The 16,542-nt window shown below is 71.0% G+C and carries 15 protein-coding genes; 8 read left to right on the forward strand and 7 right to left on the reverse strand.

Annotated elements, in window-relative coordinates:
* Nucleotides 1-22: 22 nt before the first annotated feature.
* From IE173_RS00910 to IE173_RS00925, 4 genes are all read right to left on the reverse strand, one after another.
* Entirely contained in the window at nt 23-1,192 is a 1,170-nt protein-coding gene (locus IE173_RS00910; RefSeq protein ID WP_191281513.1) for a substrate-binding domain-containing protein, read from the reverse strand.
* An 83-nt stretch (nt 1,193-1,275) separates the two neighbouring features.
* Entirely contained in the window at nt 1,276-2,124 is an 849-nt protein-coding gene (locus IE173_RS00915) for an ABC transporter permease (RefSeq protein ID WP_191281514.1), read from the reverse strand.
* Nucleotides 2,124-2,882 (reverse strand): ABC transporter ATP-binding protein, encoded by a 759-nt coding sequence (locus IE173_RS00920; RefSeq protein ID WP_191281515.1) that lies wholly within the window; start codon nt 2,880-2,882, stop codon nt 2,124-2,126. Before IE173_RS00920 ends, IE173_RS00915 begins: the two co-directional genes overlap by 1 nt.
* Entirely contained in the window at nt 2,879-4,054 is a 1,176-nt protein-coding gene (locus tag IE173_RS00925) for an amidohydrolase family protein (protein WP_229841789.1), read from the reverse strand. Before IE173_RS00925 ends, IE173_RS00920 begins: the two co-directional genes overlap by 4 nt.
* Nucleotides 4,055-4,328: 274 nt before the next feature.
* Between IE173_RS00925 and IE173_RS00930 the strand changes: the two genes are divergently transcribed.
* Nucleotides 4,329-4,919, forward strand: a complete 591-nt coding sequence (locus IE173_RS00930) for a helix-turn-helix domain-containing protein (protein ID WP_229841790.1) — start codon at nt 4,329-4,331, stop codon at nt 4,917-4,919.
* Between the two features lie 40 nt (nt 4,920-4,959).
* A complete protein-coding gene (locus IE173_RS00935) occupies nt 4,960-5,916 on the forward strand; it encodes a PDR/VanB family oxidoreductase (protein WP_191281517.1) in 957 nt (318 codons plus the stop codon).
* Here the strand turns inward: IE173_RS00935 and IE173_RS00940 are convergent.
* Complete coding sequence (locus IE173_RS00940; protein ID WP_191281518.1) at nt 5,913-7,163, reverse strand: amidohydrolase family protein; 1,251 nt, start codon at nt 7,161-7,163, stop codon at nt 5,913-5,915. The genes IE173_RS00935 and IE173_RS00940 overlap by 4 nt on opposite strands.
* Nucleotides 7,164-7,355: 192 nt before the next feature.
* On the opposite strand from IE173_RS00940, the gene IE173_RS00945 reads away from it, so the two are divergent.
* A complete protein-coding gene (locus tag IE173_RS00945; RefSeq protein WP_191281519.1) occupies nt 7,356-8,282 on the forward strand; it encodes an XdhC family protein in 927 nt (308 codons plus the stop codon).
* Nucleotides 8,283-8,378: 96 nt separating this feature from the next.
* Here the strand turns inward: IE173_RS00945 and IE173_RS00950 are convergent, their stop codons facing one another.
* Both IE173_RS00950 and IE173_RS00955 read right to left on the reverse strand, forming a co-directional pair.
* Entirely contained in the window at nt 8,379-10,958 is a 2,580-nt protein-coding gene (locus IE173_RS00950) for a molybdopterin-dependent oxidoreductase (RefSeq protein ID WP_191281520.1), read from the reverse strand.
* Complete coding sequence (locus IE173_RS00955) at nt 10,955-11,776, reverse strand: FAD binding domain-containing protein (protein WP_191281521.1); 822 nt, start codon at nt 11,774-11,776, stop codon at nt 10,955-10,957. The genes IE173_RS00950 and IE173_RS00955 overlap by 4 nt, the downstream gene beginning before the upstream one ends.
* A 46-nt stretch (nt 11,777-11,822) precedes the next feature.
* Between IE173_RS00955 and IE173_RS00960 the strand changes: the two genes are divergently transcribed.
* From IE173_RS00960 to IE173_RS00980, 5 genes are all read left to right on the forward strand, one after another.
* Nucleotides 11,823-12,287, forward strand: coding sequence for a hypothetical protein (locus IE173_RS00960; RefSeq protein ID WP_191281522.1), 465 nt, complete (start codon nt 11,823-11,825; stop codon nt 12,285-12,287).
* Nucleotides 12,284-12,589, forward strand: coding sequence for a hypothetical protein (locus tag IE173_RS00965; RefSeq protein ID WP_191281523.1), 306 nt, complete (start codon nt 12,284-12,286; stop codon nt 12,587-12,589). The genes IE173_RS00960 and IE173_RS00965 overlap by 4 nt, the downstream gene beginning before the upstream one ends.
* A gap of 115 nt (nt 12,590-12,704) precedes the next feature.
* Nucleotides 12,705-14,300: a phosphoglycerate dehydrogenase gene (gene serA, locus IE173_RS00970; protein ID WP_191281524.1), complete on the forward strand. Its 1,596-nt coding sequence runs from the start codon at nt 12,705-12,707 to the stop codon at nt 14,298-14,300.
* A 41-nt stretch (nt 14,301-14,341) separates the two neighbouring features.
* Entirely contained in the window at nt 14,342-15,394 is a 1,053-nt protein-coding gene (locus IE173_RS00975; protein ID WP_191281525.1) for a 3-isopropylmalate dehydrogenase, read from the forward strand.
* Between the two features lie 22 nt (nt 15,395-15,416).
* A complete protein-coding gene (locus IE173_RS00980) occupies nt 15,417-16,529 on the forward strand; it encodes a branched-chain amino acid aminotransferase (protein ID WP_191281526.1) in 1,113 nt (370 codons plus the stop codon).
* Nucleotides 16,530-16,542 lie beyond the last annotated feature (13 nt).

Consider the following 16,542-nt stretch of genomic DNA (forward strand, 5'->3'; position numbering starts at 1 on the left):
TTTCGGTGATTCAGGTGGTGAGTTACAGACCGATCGACGGGTCGATGAACTGGTCGGTGAAGAGGTCCTCCACCGTCAGGTCGGTGCGGATGTCCTTCTCCGCGTCGTCCGCGTACATGCCGGTGGCGATGTCGATGAGCGCCTGCACGCGCTCCGGGTCGACGTTGCCGATGATGTCGTCGTGGCCGTTGCTGACCAGGCCGATCTCGAGCTGGGTCTCCACCGAGTAGTCGGCGACCGCGGCGCTGTACACCCAGAAGGTGGCGTAGGCCTCGACCGCGGCCAGGATCAGCTCGTTGGTCTCCGCCGGGTCGGCGTAGTAGTCGACCTCGGCCTGCTGCAGCACCGGCACCAGGGCGGCGAAGCAGTCGGCGTATTCGGTGACGTTCTCGGGCTTGGTCGAGACGACGGCCGCGTACTTCGGGTAGCCGGCGTCGTTGATCAGCTCGAACGCGACGGGCTTGCCCCACGCCGAGATCTCGTTCTCGTAGATGTACGGCTCGGCCGACGCGAAGCCCTGCTGGGCGATCGTGCCGCCCGACGCGACGAACACGTCGGGAGCGCCGTCATACGTCGAGTCGATCTGCTCGGTCGACAGCACACCCGACGACGTGAAGTAGTCGATGTAGTAGCCGCCGGGGAAGACGCGAATCGACGTACCCGCCTCACCGAGGTCGGCGATGGTCTCGACATCGGTCAGCGTCGCGGGGTCCCACATGATCATCTGCGGGTCCTTCTCGAGCGGCGCGAAGATGCCGATCGTCGGGTACGTGTTCGAGTGCACCACGGCTTCGTCGTTGCCGACGTAGCCGAGCAGGATGTCTTCCTCCGCGTAGAGCATGCCGTCGGGCTGGAGGAAGTCGGGGCGAGCCGAGCCGCCCGAGACGATCGTCACGTCGACGCCGGTGTATTCGCCCGACGCCATGAGCGGGCCGGTGACCGAGTACTCGCTGGTCGCCTCGAAGGTCGGGTCGGGTCCGACGAGCTCGTAGAGGTGGCCGTGCTCCGCCTCGGGGAACCAGTCGGTGGCGATCTTGACGTTCGCGGGGCAGCCGGCCGCGGCGAGGTCGATGGCGCCGATCTCGAGGTCGGTGCCGCCATCGGTCTCTTCGGCCGGTGCGGCACAGGCCGTCAGGGCGAGCGCGGAGGCGAGGCCGACCGCGACGAGCCCACGGGTGCGAGTGATTCGCATGGGTTCTCCGTTTCTTGGGTGCATCAGGGGTGGATGGTGCGGGGTTGTGGATGGTGCGGGGTGGTGCGGGCGACCGTCGGCGATCAGCCGAAGTCGTACCATTTGCCGACCGCGAGGCGAGCGATCAGGCCGAAGATCAGGAACACGGCGACGCCGAACAGCGACGCGAGGATCACCGAGGCGAACAGCTCCTCCATCTGCAGGCGCGCCTGGTACTTGCGCATGAGGGCGCCGATGCCGATGACGCCCTGCTGGAAGAAGAAGTCGCCGACGACGGCCCCGACGACGGCGAGTCCGGCCGAGATGCGCAGGCCCGCGAAGATCGCCGGCTGGGCGGCGGGCAGCTGCAGCTTGGTGAGCACGATCCAGCGCGTGGCCTTCTGCAACTGGAACAGCTCGCGGTGGCTGCGGTCGACCGACTGCAGGCCGAAGTAGGTGTTCGACACCATCGGGAACAGGGCGATCAGGACGCAGACGATCGTGCGGGCGGTGAACCCGTCGGGCGCCCAGAACGCGATGATCGGGGTGATCGCGAGGATCGGGATCGACTGCAGCACGACGGCGTAGGGGTAGGTGGAGCGTTCGATCCACTTCGCCTGGCTCATCGCGATCGCCCAGCCGATGCCGATGACGGATGCGGCGATGAGGCCCGCGATCATCGTCTGCACGGTCACGCCCAGGCCCGCGAAGATCTCGCCGCGGGTCTGCTCGGTGAGGTACACCTCGAGGATGCGGTCGGGGGTCGGCAGGATGAAGCTGCGAGCACCGAGGGACGCCGAGATCGCGTACCAGAGTCCGATGACGGCACCCAGCACGAGTATCGGGGGGAGCCAGAGCCAGACCTTGGCCGGACCGTAACCGCCCGAACGCTGCCGCCGGGCCGGCGAGGTGATGGTGTTGATCACCACGATGACGGGGTTGTCGTCGCTCATCAGCTGTGCCCCTCTCGAAGCGCGTGGGAGACCTCGCCGACGAGTTCGGCGAATTCGGGGGTGAAGCGGATGTCGGGGTCGCGGGGCATCGGGAACGGCACGTCGAACGTCTTCACGATCCCGCCGGGGCGACCCGACATGACGACGACCTTGGTGGAGAGGTAGACCGCCTCCGACACGGAGTGGGTGATGAAGAGACCCGCGAACTGCTTCTCGACGAAGAGCTTCAGCAGTTCGTCGTTGAGGCGCTCCCGGGTGATCTCGTCGAGTGCCCCGAACGGTTCATCGAAGAGGAACAGTTCGGGCTCGAGGGTGAGCGACCGCGCGAGCGAGGTGCGCATCCGCATCCCGCCGGAGAGCTGCTTGGGCAGGTGCTTCTCGAAGCCGGTCAGCCCGACCAGCTCGATCGCCTCGAGCGCCTTCTTGCGGCGCACGGCGATCGTCTGCCACTGCAGTTCGGCGAGCAGTTCGACGTTCGCCAGCACCGAGCGCCAGGGCAGCAGGGTCGCGTCCTGGAAGACGTAGCCGATGCGGTCGGTGCCGAGGTGCGCGGTGCCGTCGCTCGCCGTCTCCAACCCCGAGGCGATGCGCAACAGTGTGCTCTTGCCGCAGCCGGACGGGCCGACGACCGTGACGAACTCGCCGCGGTTCACGGTGAGGTCCACGCCGCGCAGGGCGACGGTGCCGTTCGGGAAGGTCATCTCGACGTTGCGGAAATCGAGCAGGGTGTCGGTGGCGACCGGGGCGGTGGTGCTCATACGGCGACTCCGATTCGGGGATTCGTGAGGTTCGGCGCGGCGAGTTCGACGCTGAGGGTGCTGCGCGCGACGAGCGATCCGGCGTGGATCACCAGGCGTTCCGGGCTCGCCTCGGCGATCACCTCGGCGAGGGAGTCGGCGCGCACGGCGAGCAGCTCGGCGGCCGCGCCCGGGGTCGGGCCCGCCTCGGGAAGCGACATCACGCTGCGCGCCCCGGTGCTGACGGCGGCGTACGCCTCGTCGAGGGTCAGGTGGGCGGCGGTGACCAGCAGCGACGCGGTCTCGAGGGCGTCGCTGCGCCCGACCGGGTTGAACGGGTCGCGCACGTTGTCGGCGCCCGCACCCAGCCGCACCCCGGCATCCAGCAGGGTGCGCACCGCGGTGAGGCCGCGCGGGGTGGCGACTGGGTGTTCCCAGCCCTGCAGGTAGAGGTTGGTGATCGGCAAGGTGATGATGCCGATGTCGCTGGCGAGCACGGCATCCACGACCTCGGCGAGGTCGGCCTCGTCGAGCGTGCCGAGTCGTACGCAGTGGCCGGCCGACACCGGAACCTGCCAGTCGCGCACGATCCGGGCGAACTCGAGGATCGTCGGCTCGCCGTCGAGGGCTTCGTCGGTGTGCAGGTCGGCGCCCACCCCGCGGTTCTCCGCGATCGCGAGCAGGCGACGCACCTCGCCGAGCGGATCCGCCGCGAGATGCGGCGCGCCGCCGACCAGGTCGAGGCCGAGGTCGAGGGCCTCCTCGATCACCGCGTCGGGCACCAGGTCGGTGCACAGGGTGACGAGTTCGAGGTCGAGCAGGTCGCGCAGCTCGTCGCGCACCCGCAGCAGCGCCCGGGCGCCGCGCAGCGGGTCGGGTCCGGGCAGCAGGTCGACGTGACAACGGATGGCGGTGGTGCCGTTGCGCAGCATCGCGAGGGCTTGGGTGCGTGCCCGGTCGGCGATCGAGGAGACCGTCATCGCGTCCGAGAACGCGTGCCACGACTCGATCGCCTTCACCAGGTCGCCCATCGGCGGGGCGATCAGGTCCCACGACCGCGCCTTGTCGAGGTGCGCGTGCGGTTCGGCGGGAGCGGGCAGCAACACGTACCCGGTGAGGTCGAGAACGTCGGCGCCATCCTCGCCCCCTTCGGTGGGCGCGGAGTCTGGCGCAGCGGGACGGGTCGAGACCACGCGCCCGCCCCCGAGTTCGACATCGACGAGGGAGCCGTCAGCGAGCGTGGCATTCCTCAGGACCCTCAGGGGGAGAGGCAATGAGCTCAACGTGGACTCCGGCAGCGTTCATGAGTGCAGCTACGCAGCGCCGGGCAGCCAGGGGAATGTTGATGCGCTCAACACTGGCGACGCTACGGAGGTTGCGTTTCCGGCGTGTATCGCGACCGTTTCCGCGTGTTAATTCCTTCGCCCCTGGTCGTCGCCCGCCCCGGGACGGGTGATACTCGGTGGCGTGCCCGACAGTGTCGACGTCGAGCCGGACGTGCAGGCCGAGCGCATCGGCTCCCACATCCGGCGGCTCCGGCATGCGCGCGGCATGACGCTCGTGCAGCTCGCGGAGGCGTCGCTGCTCTCGCACCCGTTCCTCAGCCAGCTCGAGCGCGGGCTGGCGCGGCCGAGCATCGGGTCGCTCGAGAAGATCGCGCGTGCCCTCGGCTCAAGCCAGCTCGAGCTGCTCTCCGGTGCCGACGACGACGCGGAAGGCAGCGACGCCCCGGTGGGGTTGGTGCGGGCCGACGAGGGATCGCGCGGCCACTACGCCGAGGGCGAGGGCCGGATGCTGGTGCACGGTGATCAGCGCCGGTTCCATCCGATGGCGCTCGCCGGCGAGAACCGCGAGTTCGGCGATGCGTTCAGCCATGCCGAAGACGAGTTCCTGCACGTCGTGGAGGGCACCATCGAGGTCGACCTCGGCGACCGCGGTCGGTTCACCCTCGGGCCCGGCGACTCCCTCTACTACGTCGGCGGCACCCCGCACCGGTGGCGGTCGCTCGACGCGGGCTACCGGTTGTTCGTCGTGAAGGAGCACCCCGCCCGCCTATGAGCAGGTCAATTGTGCGCAGGTCACTTGTGAGCGGGTCACGATGAGCCGGCTGCGCGGCGCCGCCTTCACCCCCGTCGTCGTCTCCCGCGAGGCGGTCGGCGATGTCGTCGTGCTCGAACTGGCGCCGCTCGAAGGCCGGCGCCTGCCGGGCTGGCGGCCGGGTGCGCATCTGGATGTCGTCATCCCTCCCTCTGCCGTACCCGGCGGGTTGACCCGGCAGTATTCGCTGATCGGCGACCCGGCGGCGCCGACCTGGCGCATCGCGGTGCTGCGCGAAGCCGAGAGTGGCGGGGGCTCCACCTGGCTGCACGGCGTGCGTGAGGGCGACACGCTGCAGGTCGGCGGGCCGCACAACCACTTCGAGTTCCGGGCGGGGCCGGCGCCCGTGCTGTTCCTCGCCGGGGGCGTCGGGATCACCCCGATCTCGGCGATGGCGCACGCCGCCGCAGCGACCGGGCGCGACTACGCGGTGCACTACGCGGGCCGCGCGGGCAACATGGCGCTCGTCGACGACCTCCGGGCACTCCACGGGGAGCGCCTGCACCTCTACCGCGACGGCGTCCGGCTCGACCTTCCCGGCGTGCTCGGCGCGGCCGCCCCCGGCACCGCGGTGTACGCCTGCGGCCCGGCACGTCTGCTGGACGAAGCCGAGGCGGAGGCGTCTCGTGCGGGACTCGAGTTCCACGCCGAGCGGTTCGTCGCCGTGCCGCTGCGCGCGCCGGTGTGGCCGGAGCCGTTCGAGGTCGAGCTGCAGTTCTCGGGGCTCACCCTCGAGGTGCCGCCCGAGAAGAGCATCCTCGAGGTCGTCGAAGAGCACGGGGTGCTCGTGCCGTGGAGCTGCAGCGAAGGCACCTGCGGCACCTGCGAGACGCCGGTCGCCGAGGGCGAGATCGACCACCGCGACTCGATCCTCACCGCGCAGGAGCGCGCGCGGATGGACACGATGTTCATCTGCGTCTCGCGCGCGGCCTGCCCGCGGCTGGTGCTCGAGCTCTAGCGCCCCACCCGTTCGCGCAGCCGCGCCACCAGCTCGCGCTCGTCGGCATCGACCAGGGAATAGTCGCGCACGACGACCCTGCCGTCGACGATCACGTGCCGGGGGCGGCGGCCGGGGGCGGCCCAGAGCAGCCCGGCGAGAGGATCGGCGACGCCCGCGTCGGCGACTCCGGAGACATCCCAGACGCAGAGGTCGCCCGCCGCTCCCGCGCCGAGGTGACCCAGGTCGTCGCGCCCGAGGCCCGCCGCGGATCCCCGGGTCGCCATCGTCAGCACGTCGCGCGCCGGGAGTTGCGGGCCGACGAGTGCGGAGACCTGCATCGCGAGCCGCGCGTCGGCGAGCAGATGCCCGGCATCGTTCGACCCGCCGCCGCTCGTGCCCAGGCCCACCGTCACCCCCGCATCCCGGAGTGCCGCGACGGGGGCGACGCCCCAGCCCATCGGCACGTCGCAGCCCGGCGCGTGCGTCGCCGTCACGCCCGCGGATGCCAGCCGCGCGATCTCGGCGGGCGTCACGTCGCACAGGTGGGCGAGGGTCACGTCGGGGGCGAGCCAGCCCCACTCCTCGAGCAGGTCGAGGGGCCGCTTGCCGTATTTCTCGGCGGCGACGCGCACGTCGACCTGCTCGTTCGACTGGGTGCGACGGCGCAGGCCGTGCCGGGCGGCGACTTCGGCGAACACCTCGAAGGTCTCGCGGGAGTCGGAGTGCACGCCCGCCGGCCCGACCGCGAGCTGTAGCATCCCGTCTGTCGTGCGGGGAGCCAGCGCGGTCGCGATCGCGTCGGCGCTCGCCCCCGCCTCCTGCGGGTCGTCACGCGCACTGCCGCGCACGAAGACCAGGCGGCCCCCCAGGGCGAGGGCGGCGTCGGCGACGGCGGTGGCGATCCCCACGGTGTCGTCCGTGGAGAGGCCGGCGGGCCAGGTGAGGTGATGGTCGGCGACCGTCGTGACCCCGCAGAGCAGCCCCTCGGCGACGCCGACGCTCGCGGCGAGCCCCGCGAGTTCCGGGTCGACTCCTGCCGCGGAGTAGGCCGCCGCCATCGCGGGCAGCCAGTCGCTCATCGGCACCCCGCGGGTGTCCGGCAGGGTGCGGAACGCCGACTGCAACAGGTGGTGGTGCGCGTTCACCAGGCCGGGGGTGACGACGCATCCCGACGCGTCGAGGCTCCCTTCGCCGGCAACCTCCAGGTCGCCCGAAGTCTCGACACCCGGCTCGATCAGGATCGCGGTGGCATCGTGGATGATCACGCCGCGATCCTGCCAGCCGGATGTGTCGGGCGTGTGTCGCTGGTCAGGCCGGAGCCAGCCGCCCGTCGACTGGGCGCGTCCCCTCGGTCCACTGCGGGGTCATCTCGAAGCGGGCGATCCGCCAAGTCTCGACCGCATCCGCACGCAGTGAGCCGAAACACCGTCGACATCCGCGCGGCGTAGCCTCACGGCATGCTCGAGATCGCCGCGCGACTGCTGCCCCGGCTGGATGCCGGCGCATCCCTCGTCGTCGTGACCGCCATCGGGGTCGACGGCAGCATGCCGCGCACCCTCGGCACGTCGATGTCGTGGGACGGCTCCGCCGCCATCGGATCGATCGCGGGCGGCTGCATCGAGGGGGCGATCGTCGAGGTCGCCGAGCGGGTGCTCGACGACGGCCGCACCCGCGTCGTGTCGTTCGGGGTCTCCGACGAGGCCGCGTTCGGCGTCGGTCTCGCCTGCGGCGGCGAGATCCGGCTGCACCTCGGCGTCGTGCGCCCGACCGACGCGGTCGTTCAACTGCTGCGGGATGCCGCGGCCGGCGCCCCGACATCGGTTGCGTTGACCGACCACGGCTTCGCCGTTGCGGCATCTGACCCGCTCTTCGTCGACGCCGTCGAACCGCCGGCCCGCATGATCATCGTCGGCGCGATGGAGTTCTCGGCGGCCCTGTCCGCGGCTGCCCAGGTGCTCGGCTACGCCGTCACCGTCGTCGACCCGCGCGAGGTGTTCACGACTCCCGAGCGGTTCCCCGGCGCCGACCTGGTGGTCGAGTGGCCCCCGGACTTCCTCGCCCGCACCCCGATCGATGACCGCACCGTGATCTGCCACCTCGGCCACGACGACCGGTACGACGCCGACCTGCTCGCGATCGCTCTCGCCTCACCCGCCGCCTACGTCGGGGCGATGGGCTCCCGCCGCACCACCGACGCGCGCCGCGTCGAACTCGACGCCCGCGGGGTCGACCATTCCCGGTTGCACGCCCCGATCGGCCTCGACCTCGGCGCCACGACCCCCGAGCAGACGGCGGTGTCGATCCTGGCCGAGATCCTCGCCACCACATCGGGCCGCCTCCCCGAACCCCTCCGAGCAACCCAACGCCGCATCCGCCCCCAGTAGCCGCGGCGGTGGCGATCGAGCAACTGAGGAGGACTGATCCGCCGTTCGCGAGTCAATCGGGGTAGGGGTCCCCGCTCTTGACTCGCGAACGGCGGATCAGTCCGACCCCCCGAGCGCGAGCCTCCACACGCGATCACGCGAGATGGGGAGCGAGTACGGCCGGACCCCCAAGGCGTCCCGGATGGCGTTCGCGAGCGCCGGGGCGACCGGGTTGTACGGGGCTTCCGACATCGACTTGGCGCCGAGCGGGCCGAGCGGGTCGTGCGTTTCGGCGAACAGCACCTCGGTCGGCGGGATGTCGCCGATCTTCGGCACCCGGTAGTTGCGGAACGTCGACGTGGTGACCACGCCCTCCTCGACGAGCACCTCCTCGTAGAGCGCCGACCCGATCGCCTGAGCCGTTCCGCCTTCGATCTGCCCGCGGAGCTGTTCGGGGTTGAGCACCGTCCCGGCATCCGCCGCCTGCACCGATTTCAGGATGCGCACCTCGCCGGTCGCGGGGTGGACCGCCACCCGGAACCCGTGGGCGTTGAACGCGACCGATCGCGAGGCACCGTCGCTGTGGCCGCGGGCCTCGGTGAGCGTCGGGTCGGCGGCGAGCGCCGTCGCCGCCTGGTGCACGGCCCGGCCGGCGACGACGACGCCGGTGGAGCCGTACGCGCCGGTGTCGTGTCCGGCGACGTCGGTGTCGGACTGCCGGATGCGGATGCGGTCGGGCGTCGTGCCGAGCGCGTCGGCCGCGAGTTGGGCGTGCACCGTGGTGGACCCGTTGCCGAACTCCGCGGTGCCGACCTCGACCTCGAAGAAGCCGTCCGCCAGCCGTCGCACCACGGCATCCGCGAAGTGCCCCCGCGGGGGGATGGTCGCGATCATCGCGAGTGCCGTGCCCTCGCCGAGCAGCCAGCCTTCTTCGACGGTGTCGCTCGTGGCTGCGAGGGCGGATGCGACGAGGTCGAGCACCTGGCCGGCGCCGTGGTCGCCGTCGTAGGCGATGTCGGTCGGGGGCTCCTCCTCGATGGTGCGGATCGGGTCGCCGGGGCGCACGACGTTGCGGCGGCGGAACTCGATCGGGTCGATGCCGAGTTTCCGCGCCAGTTCGTCGATCGCCGACTCGACGGCGAAGATCACCTGCCCCAGGCCGTAACCGCGGAACGCCCCCGACGGCGGGTTGTTGGTGTACACCGACTGCGCGTCGATGCGCACGTTGGCGCAGCGGTAGACGGCGACCGACTCGTGCACGCTGTGGAACATGACGCCGCGCCCGTGGTTGCCGTAGGCACCGGTGTCCATCAGCTGGTCGACGTGCAGGGCGGTGAGGATGCCGTCGGCGGTACCGGCGGCGGTGACCGAGACCCGCATCGGATGCCGCAGCGGCGCCCGCTGGAACTCGTCCGCCCGCGTGAACTCGTACTGCACCGGTCGGCCCGTGGCGAGCACGGCGAGGGCGACGATGTCTTCGGTGAGCAGCTCCTGCTTGCCGCCGAACCCGCCGCCGACGCGTTTGGTGAACACCCGCGCCGTGTCACGGGAACGACCGAAGATGTGGGCGATCTCGTCGCGCACCAGGTAGGGCACCTGACTGGAGGTGCGCAGCACGAGCCGCCCGTCGGCGTCGAGCCAGCCGCGGGTGGCGTGAGTTTCGAGCGCCGCGTGCGTGACGCGCGCCGTCGTCCAGGTGCCGGTGACCACCGCATCCGCCTTCTCGATCGCCGCCGCAGTGTCGCCGCGCTCGGCGTGCAGTTCGGCGACGGTGTTGCGTTCGGGGGCGTCGATGCGGGAGGTCTCGGGATGCTTGTCGCCGTGCACGAGGTGCGCGCCGGGCTCACGCGCGACGAGCGGGTCGAACACGGCCGGCAGCACCTCGTAGTCGACGACGATCGAGGAGAGTGCGCGTTCGGCGGCGGCGACGCTCTCGGCGACGACGGCGGCGACCCGCTGCCCGTGGAACCGGATCACCGGGTCGAGCACGAGGGTGTCGTCGGGGTCGTCGGCACGGTTCTGGTGCCGGCCGGTCGAGAACAGCGTCGCGGGGGAGTCGGCGTGGGTGAGCACCGCGACGACTCCCGGAAGCGCGGCGGCGGCGGTCGTGTCGATCGAGCGGATGCGCGCCGACGGATGCGGGCTGCCGAGCACGGCGAGGTGCAACAGCCCGGTGGTCGTCGTGTCGAGGGTGTACTCCTCGTGTCCGGTGACGACCCGCATCGCCGCGGGGGGAGCGACCGAGGCACCCAGCGCATCGCCGTCGACGTTCACCGTGCCGGCGACGGCATCCCGAATCGACCGGTACCCGGTGCACCGGCACAGGTTGCCCTTGAGGGCGTGATCGAGATCCTGGTGCGGTGCTCGGTCGAGCGCCGACGCGGTGACCACGAAGCCCGCGGTGCAGAACCCGCACTGGAACGCGCCGGCGTCGGCGAAGGCCCGCTGCACCGGATGCGGGTGCTCGGGGGTGCCGAGTCCCGCGGCGGTCGTCACCGTGCGGCCCTCGGCGCGGTGCGCCGGAACGAGGCAGGAATGCACCGGCGTGCCGTCGAGCAGTACCGAGCACGCGCCGCAGTCGCCCGCGTCACAGCCCTTCTTGACGGCGAACACCCCGTTCTCGCGCAGCAGCGTGCGCAGCACCTGCCCGGGGCGCGCTTCCGCGTCGAGCGGCTGTCCGTCGACCTCGAGTCTCACGGCTGTGCCTCCACGGCGCGTGCCTCCGCCCGCAGCTCCTCGGCGAAGCGCAGCGTCATCGCCCGCCGCCAGTCGGCGGCACCGTGCGCGTCGTCGTACCAGTCGCAGCCGGCGATCGCCGCCGCGAGCTCGGCGGCCTCGGGCACGTGCGCGAAGGCGAACACCCTTGGGGAGGCGGTGGATGCCGTGACGGTGAGGGTGAAACCGTCGCCGTCACGGCGGGCGAGCACGAGCGCCGCCGACCGGCCGAGCGGGGCGAGCGACGCGCGCCGATGCGACACCCAGGCGGGCGGCGCCGGGAACTCGACGGCCCGCAGCACCTCGCCGGGTCGCAGCACCGTCGAGCGCACCCCGGTGACGAAGTCGGCGACCGGGATGCGACGCTCCCCGCCGTCGGTGCCCTCAGCAGCCGGAGTCCAGACGACCGCGGTCGCCCCGAGGCCGCCGGCGAGCGACGTCATCGGCCCAGCCGGAAGGGCAAGGCAGATGTTGCCGCCGACGGTCGCGATGTTGTGGATCTTCCACGAGCCGAGCAACGCGTCGACGCAGGCCTCGACCACCGCAGCCGCGGTGCCGAACCGGCCCGCGGCATCCCGTGCCTGCGCGAGCGTGCAGGTCGCGGCGATCGAGAGCCCGCCGTCCTCCCGGGCCACGACCGGATCCCAGCCGAGTCCCGTGAGGTCGACGAGCCCGCGCAGTCCGGGCTGCGGCTCCGAGAACAGCCAGGTGCCGCCGCCGAGCACCGCCTCGCCGGGGCCGAGCACGAGGTCGGCGCGCGAACCGGCCACGCGCATCCCCTCGACCTCGATCAGATCCATGCGGTGAGTCAACTCCACCCATGTGTCAGGCGGGTAACGTGATCGGGTGGCCCGGGCAGCAGACGTCGACGAATTCGACGACGACGACGAAGCGCTGACCTGGGTCGGCGACGAAGAACAGGGACGCGCGGCCCCTCGACTGCGCGAACCCGAGCCGGCCGTCGCCGGTGCCGAGGCCGAGCCCGACGAGGCCCCCGGATCGCGTGGCCGGTCGATCGCGACCGTCGCGTTCGTCGTGCCCTACCTGGCGATCGCGGTCGGCTGGATCTTCGCGGTGCAGCAGCTCTCCTCCGGGTCGGCGTCGCTGTTCGGCGAGATCCTCTGGCAGTTCGGGGAGTTCCTCGCGATGCTCGCCGCCCCGCTGTGGTTCGCGGCGACCGTCACCCTCACGGCGCAGCACCGGCCGCTCGTGCGGGTCGGCTGGCTCGCCCTCGGCCTCCCCGTGCTGTTGCCCTGGCCGCTCGTGCTGCAGTTCGTCGCGGCACTCCAGTACGCGGGGAGCCTCTCATGATCGTCATCCCGCTGGTATTCGCGGTGCTGTTCGCGCTCGCGCTGTTCGGACCGATCTCCAACCTCGGCGCGCTGCCCGCCGTCTATGAGGCCTACGGCATCGGCGACGCCGTGCCCTGGCCGCTGCTGATCCTCGCGGTGGTGCTCCCGCCGGTGCTCTACGTCGCCGGGCTGCTGCTCGGCCGCGGTCGTCCGCCGTTCGCCCGCGCCCTCATCCTCACCGTCGCCCTCGCGACCTCTTTCGCCCTCTACTTCGGCATCGTCACCCTCGTCGGCGCCATCCAGCCGCCCCTCACGCTGTAGCGCGTCACATTGCGCCGCGTGAAGCCCGGGCGTCGGGGCCCCGCCGCCGCTCGCTACAATCGGGAAGTTGCGCCCCGCCTCCACCCGGCGCCCGACCCCTGACGAAGGAATCTCAGTGGCCAAGCCGATCGTCCTGATCGCCGAAGAACTCTCTCCCGCCACCGTCGAAGCACTCGGCACCGACTTCGACATCCGCGATGTCGACGGCACCGACCGCCCGGCACTGCTCGCGGCGCTCGCCGAGGCGCAGGCGGTGCTCATCCGCTCGGCGACGCAGATCGACGCCGAGGCGCTCGCCGCCGCACCGGCGCTCAAGGTGGTGGCCCGCGCGGGCGTCGGGCTCGACAACGTCGACATCAAGGCCGCGACCGAGGCCGGCGTCATGGTCGTCAACGCGCCGACCTCCAACATCATCAGTGCCGCCGAGCTGACGATCGGCCACATCCTCTCGCTCGCCCGGCACATCCCGGCCGCACACGCGAGCCTGGCGGCGGGGGAGTGGAAGCGCTCGAAGTACACCGGCGTCGAACTGTACGATAAGACCGTCGGCATCATCGGCCTCGGTCGCATCGGCGCGCTCATCGCCGCGCGACTGCAGGCCTTCGGCGTCGAGATCGTCGCCTACGACCCCTACGTCACGGCGACCCGCGCCCAGCAGCTCGGCGCGACCCTGATGACCCTCGACGAGTTGCTCGCGCAGAGCGACTTCGTGACCATCCACATGCCGAAGACGCCCGAGACGACCGGCATGATCGGCGCCGCGCAACTCAAGGCGATGAAGAAGACCGCCTTCGTGATCAACGTCGCCCGCGGCGGCCTCATCGACGAAGACGCCCTGTACGACGCGCTCGTCGCCGGCGAGATCGCCGGGGCGGGGCTGGATGTCTTCGTGTCCGAGCCTCCCGTCGAGAAGAAGCTGCTGGGCCTGCCGAACATCGTCGTCACCCCGCACCTCGGCGCCTCGACCGACGAGGCACAGGAGAAGGCGGGCGTCTCGGTCGCCCGCAGCGTGCGGCTCGCGCTCGAAGGCGAACTGGTTCCGGATGCCGTCAACGTCGCGGGCGGCGTCATCGACCCGTTCGTGCGGCCGGGCATCGCCCTCGTCGAGAAGCTCGGCCAGGTGCTCGCCGGCGTCGCCGGGCACGGTGCCCTCACCAGCCTCGAGGTGGATGTGCGCGGCGAGCTCGCCGCCTACGACGTGAGCGTCTACCGCCTTGCGGCGCTCAAGGGCTACTTCACCAACCTGGTCACCGAGAACGTGTCGTACGTCAACGCCCCGCTCCTCGCCGAGCAGCGCGGCATCACCTCGACACTCGCGGTCTCGGAAGACAGCGTCGACTACCGCAACACGACGACCCTGCGCGGGGTGCTCGGCGACGGCTCGGTCGTCGAGGTGGCGGGCACGCTCGCCGGCACCAAACTCGCACAGAAGATCATCGGCCTGAACGGTTACGACATCGAGGTGCCGCTCGCCGACCACCTCATCCTCATGACCTACGAAGACCGCCCCGGCATCGTCGCCACCTACGGCAAGGAGCTCGGCGACGCGAAGGTCAACATCGCCGGCATGCAGATCGCCCGCCAGAGCGCCGGCGGGCAGGCGCTCAGCGTGCTGACGGTCGACTCGCCGGTGCCCGACGAGGTGCTCGAGCGCATCGCGGCTCAGATCTCGGCGACGTCGCTGCGCGCGATCGAGATCGTCGAGGCGTAGGTCGGATCCCCACGTCCCGCACCCCGAATAGGCTGGCGGGCGTGACTCGCACGATCGACCTCGCCCTCATCCCCGGCGACGGGATCGGCCCCGAAGTGACCGAGCAGGCGGTGGCCGTTCTTCGTGCCGCCCTCGGTGCCGACGCCGACCTCCGCACGACCGAATACCCGTACAGTGCCCGGCACTACCTCGAGACCGGGGTCATCCTCGGCGACGACGATCTCGCCGCTCTCGCGAAGCACGAGGTGATGCTGCTCGGCGCCGTCGGCGGCGACCCCCGCGACCCGAAGCTGGCGGGCGGGATCATCGAGCGCGGTCTGCTGCTGAAGCTGCGGTTCGCCTTCGACCACTACGTCAACCTGCGGCCGACCAAGCTGTTCCCGAACGTCACGAGTCCGCTGGCGAACCCGGGGGATGTCGACTTCGTCGTCGTGCGGGAAGGCACCGAGGGTCCGTACGTCGGCAACGGCGGCAGCATCCGCGTCGGCACCCCCGCGGAGGTCGCCAACGAGGTGAGCGTCAACACCGCCTACGGCGTCGAGCGGGTCGTGAAGTACGCCTTCGACCTCGCCGAGAAGCGCCGCAAGAAGCTCACGCTCGTGCACAAGACCAACGTGCTCGTCTACGCCGGCAGCCTGTGGGCGCGGGCCGTGGAGCGGGAGGCGGCCAATCATCCATCCGTGGCGTGGGACTACCTCCATGTGGATGCCGCGACGATCTTTCTGGTGACCGACCCTGCTAGGTTCGACGTGATCGTCACAGACAACCTCTTCGGCGACATCCTCACCGATCTGGCCGGCGCTATCAGCGGCGGCATCGGACTGGCCGCGTCGGGCAACATCAACCCCGACGGCGCGTTCCCCTCGATGTTCGAGCCGGTACACGGTTCGGCTCCCGACATCGCGGGGCAGCGGAAAGCCGACCCCACCGCGGCGATCCTCTCGACGGTTCTGCTGCTCGACCACCTCGGGCTCGCGGACGCCGCGCGACGGATCGAGGCCGCGGTGACGGCGGATCTCGCCGAACGAGGACCCACCGCCCGCTCGACGGACGAGATCGGCTCTGCCATCTCGCGCCGCTTGGGCGCAGACTAGACACCTACTCAACGGAGTTCTCATGACGATCAACCTCCTGCCGATGGCGACCCCCGACCTGCTCTGGCAGGTCACCCGCAACGACGCCGCGAAGTCGGCCGAGGCGCGCGCGGCGATCCTCGCCGACCCCGGATTCGGCAAGCACTTCACCGACCACATGGTCGACATCTGCTGGTCGGAGAAGGGTGGATGGCACCGCCCGCGCGTGCAGCCCTACGGCCCGATCTCGCTCGACCCGGCTGCGGCGGTGCTGCACTACGCCCAGGAGGTCTTCGAGGGCCTCAAGGCATACCGGCACGCCGACGGGTCGATCTGGACGTTCCGGCCCGAAGCGAACGCCGCCCGGATGCAGCGCTCCGCCAAGCGCCTCGCCCTGCCCGAGCTGCCGGTCGAGTACTTCCTCGAGTCGCTGAAGCAGCTCATCGCCGTCGACGGCGACTGGGTGCCGACCGCCCCGGAGACGAGCCTCTACCTGCGACCGTTCATGTTCGCGAAGGAGGCCTTCCTCGGCGTTCGTCCGGCCGCCAAGGTGAACTACTACCTCATCGCCAGTCCCGCCGGCGCCTACTTCACGGGCGGCGTCACCCCGGTGGCGATCTGGCTGTCGACCCAGTACGCGCGCGCCGGGAAGGGCGGCACCGGAGCAGCGAAGACGGGCGGCAACTACGCGTCGAGCCTCGTCGCCCAGGCCGAGGCCTACGACCACGGATGTGCGCAGGTGCTGTTCCTCGACGGCTCGGGCACCTATCTCGAAGAGCTCGGCGGCATGAACGTCGTGCTCGTCACGAAAGACGGCCGGCTGATCACGCCGGAGAGCGACAGCATCCTCGAAGGCATCACCCTCGACTCGGTGCTGCAGCTCGGGCGCGACCGCGGCCTGAAGGTCGAACAGCGGCCGGTGCCGTTGCAGGAGTGGGTCGACGGCGTCGCGTCGGGTGAGATCGTCGAAGCCTTCGCGTGCGGCACGGCAGCGGTCTTGACGCCGATCTCGGAGCTGAAGGGCGAGCACGTCTCGATCGTCATGCCCGAGCCGTCGGGCGAGCGCGTCTCGATGTCGCTGCGGCAGGAGCTGACCGACATCCAGTACGGACGGGTGCCCGATCGCCACAACTGGTTGATGCGTCTCGACGCCTGAGCCGGTGGATCCG

This window comes from Pseudolysinimonas yzui (assembly GCF_014653215.1).
GTDB lineage: Bacteria > Actinomycetota > Actinomycetes > Actinomycetales > Microbacteriaceae > Pseudolysinimonas_A > Pseudolysinimonas_A yzui.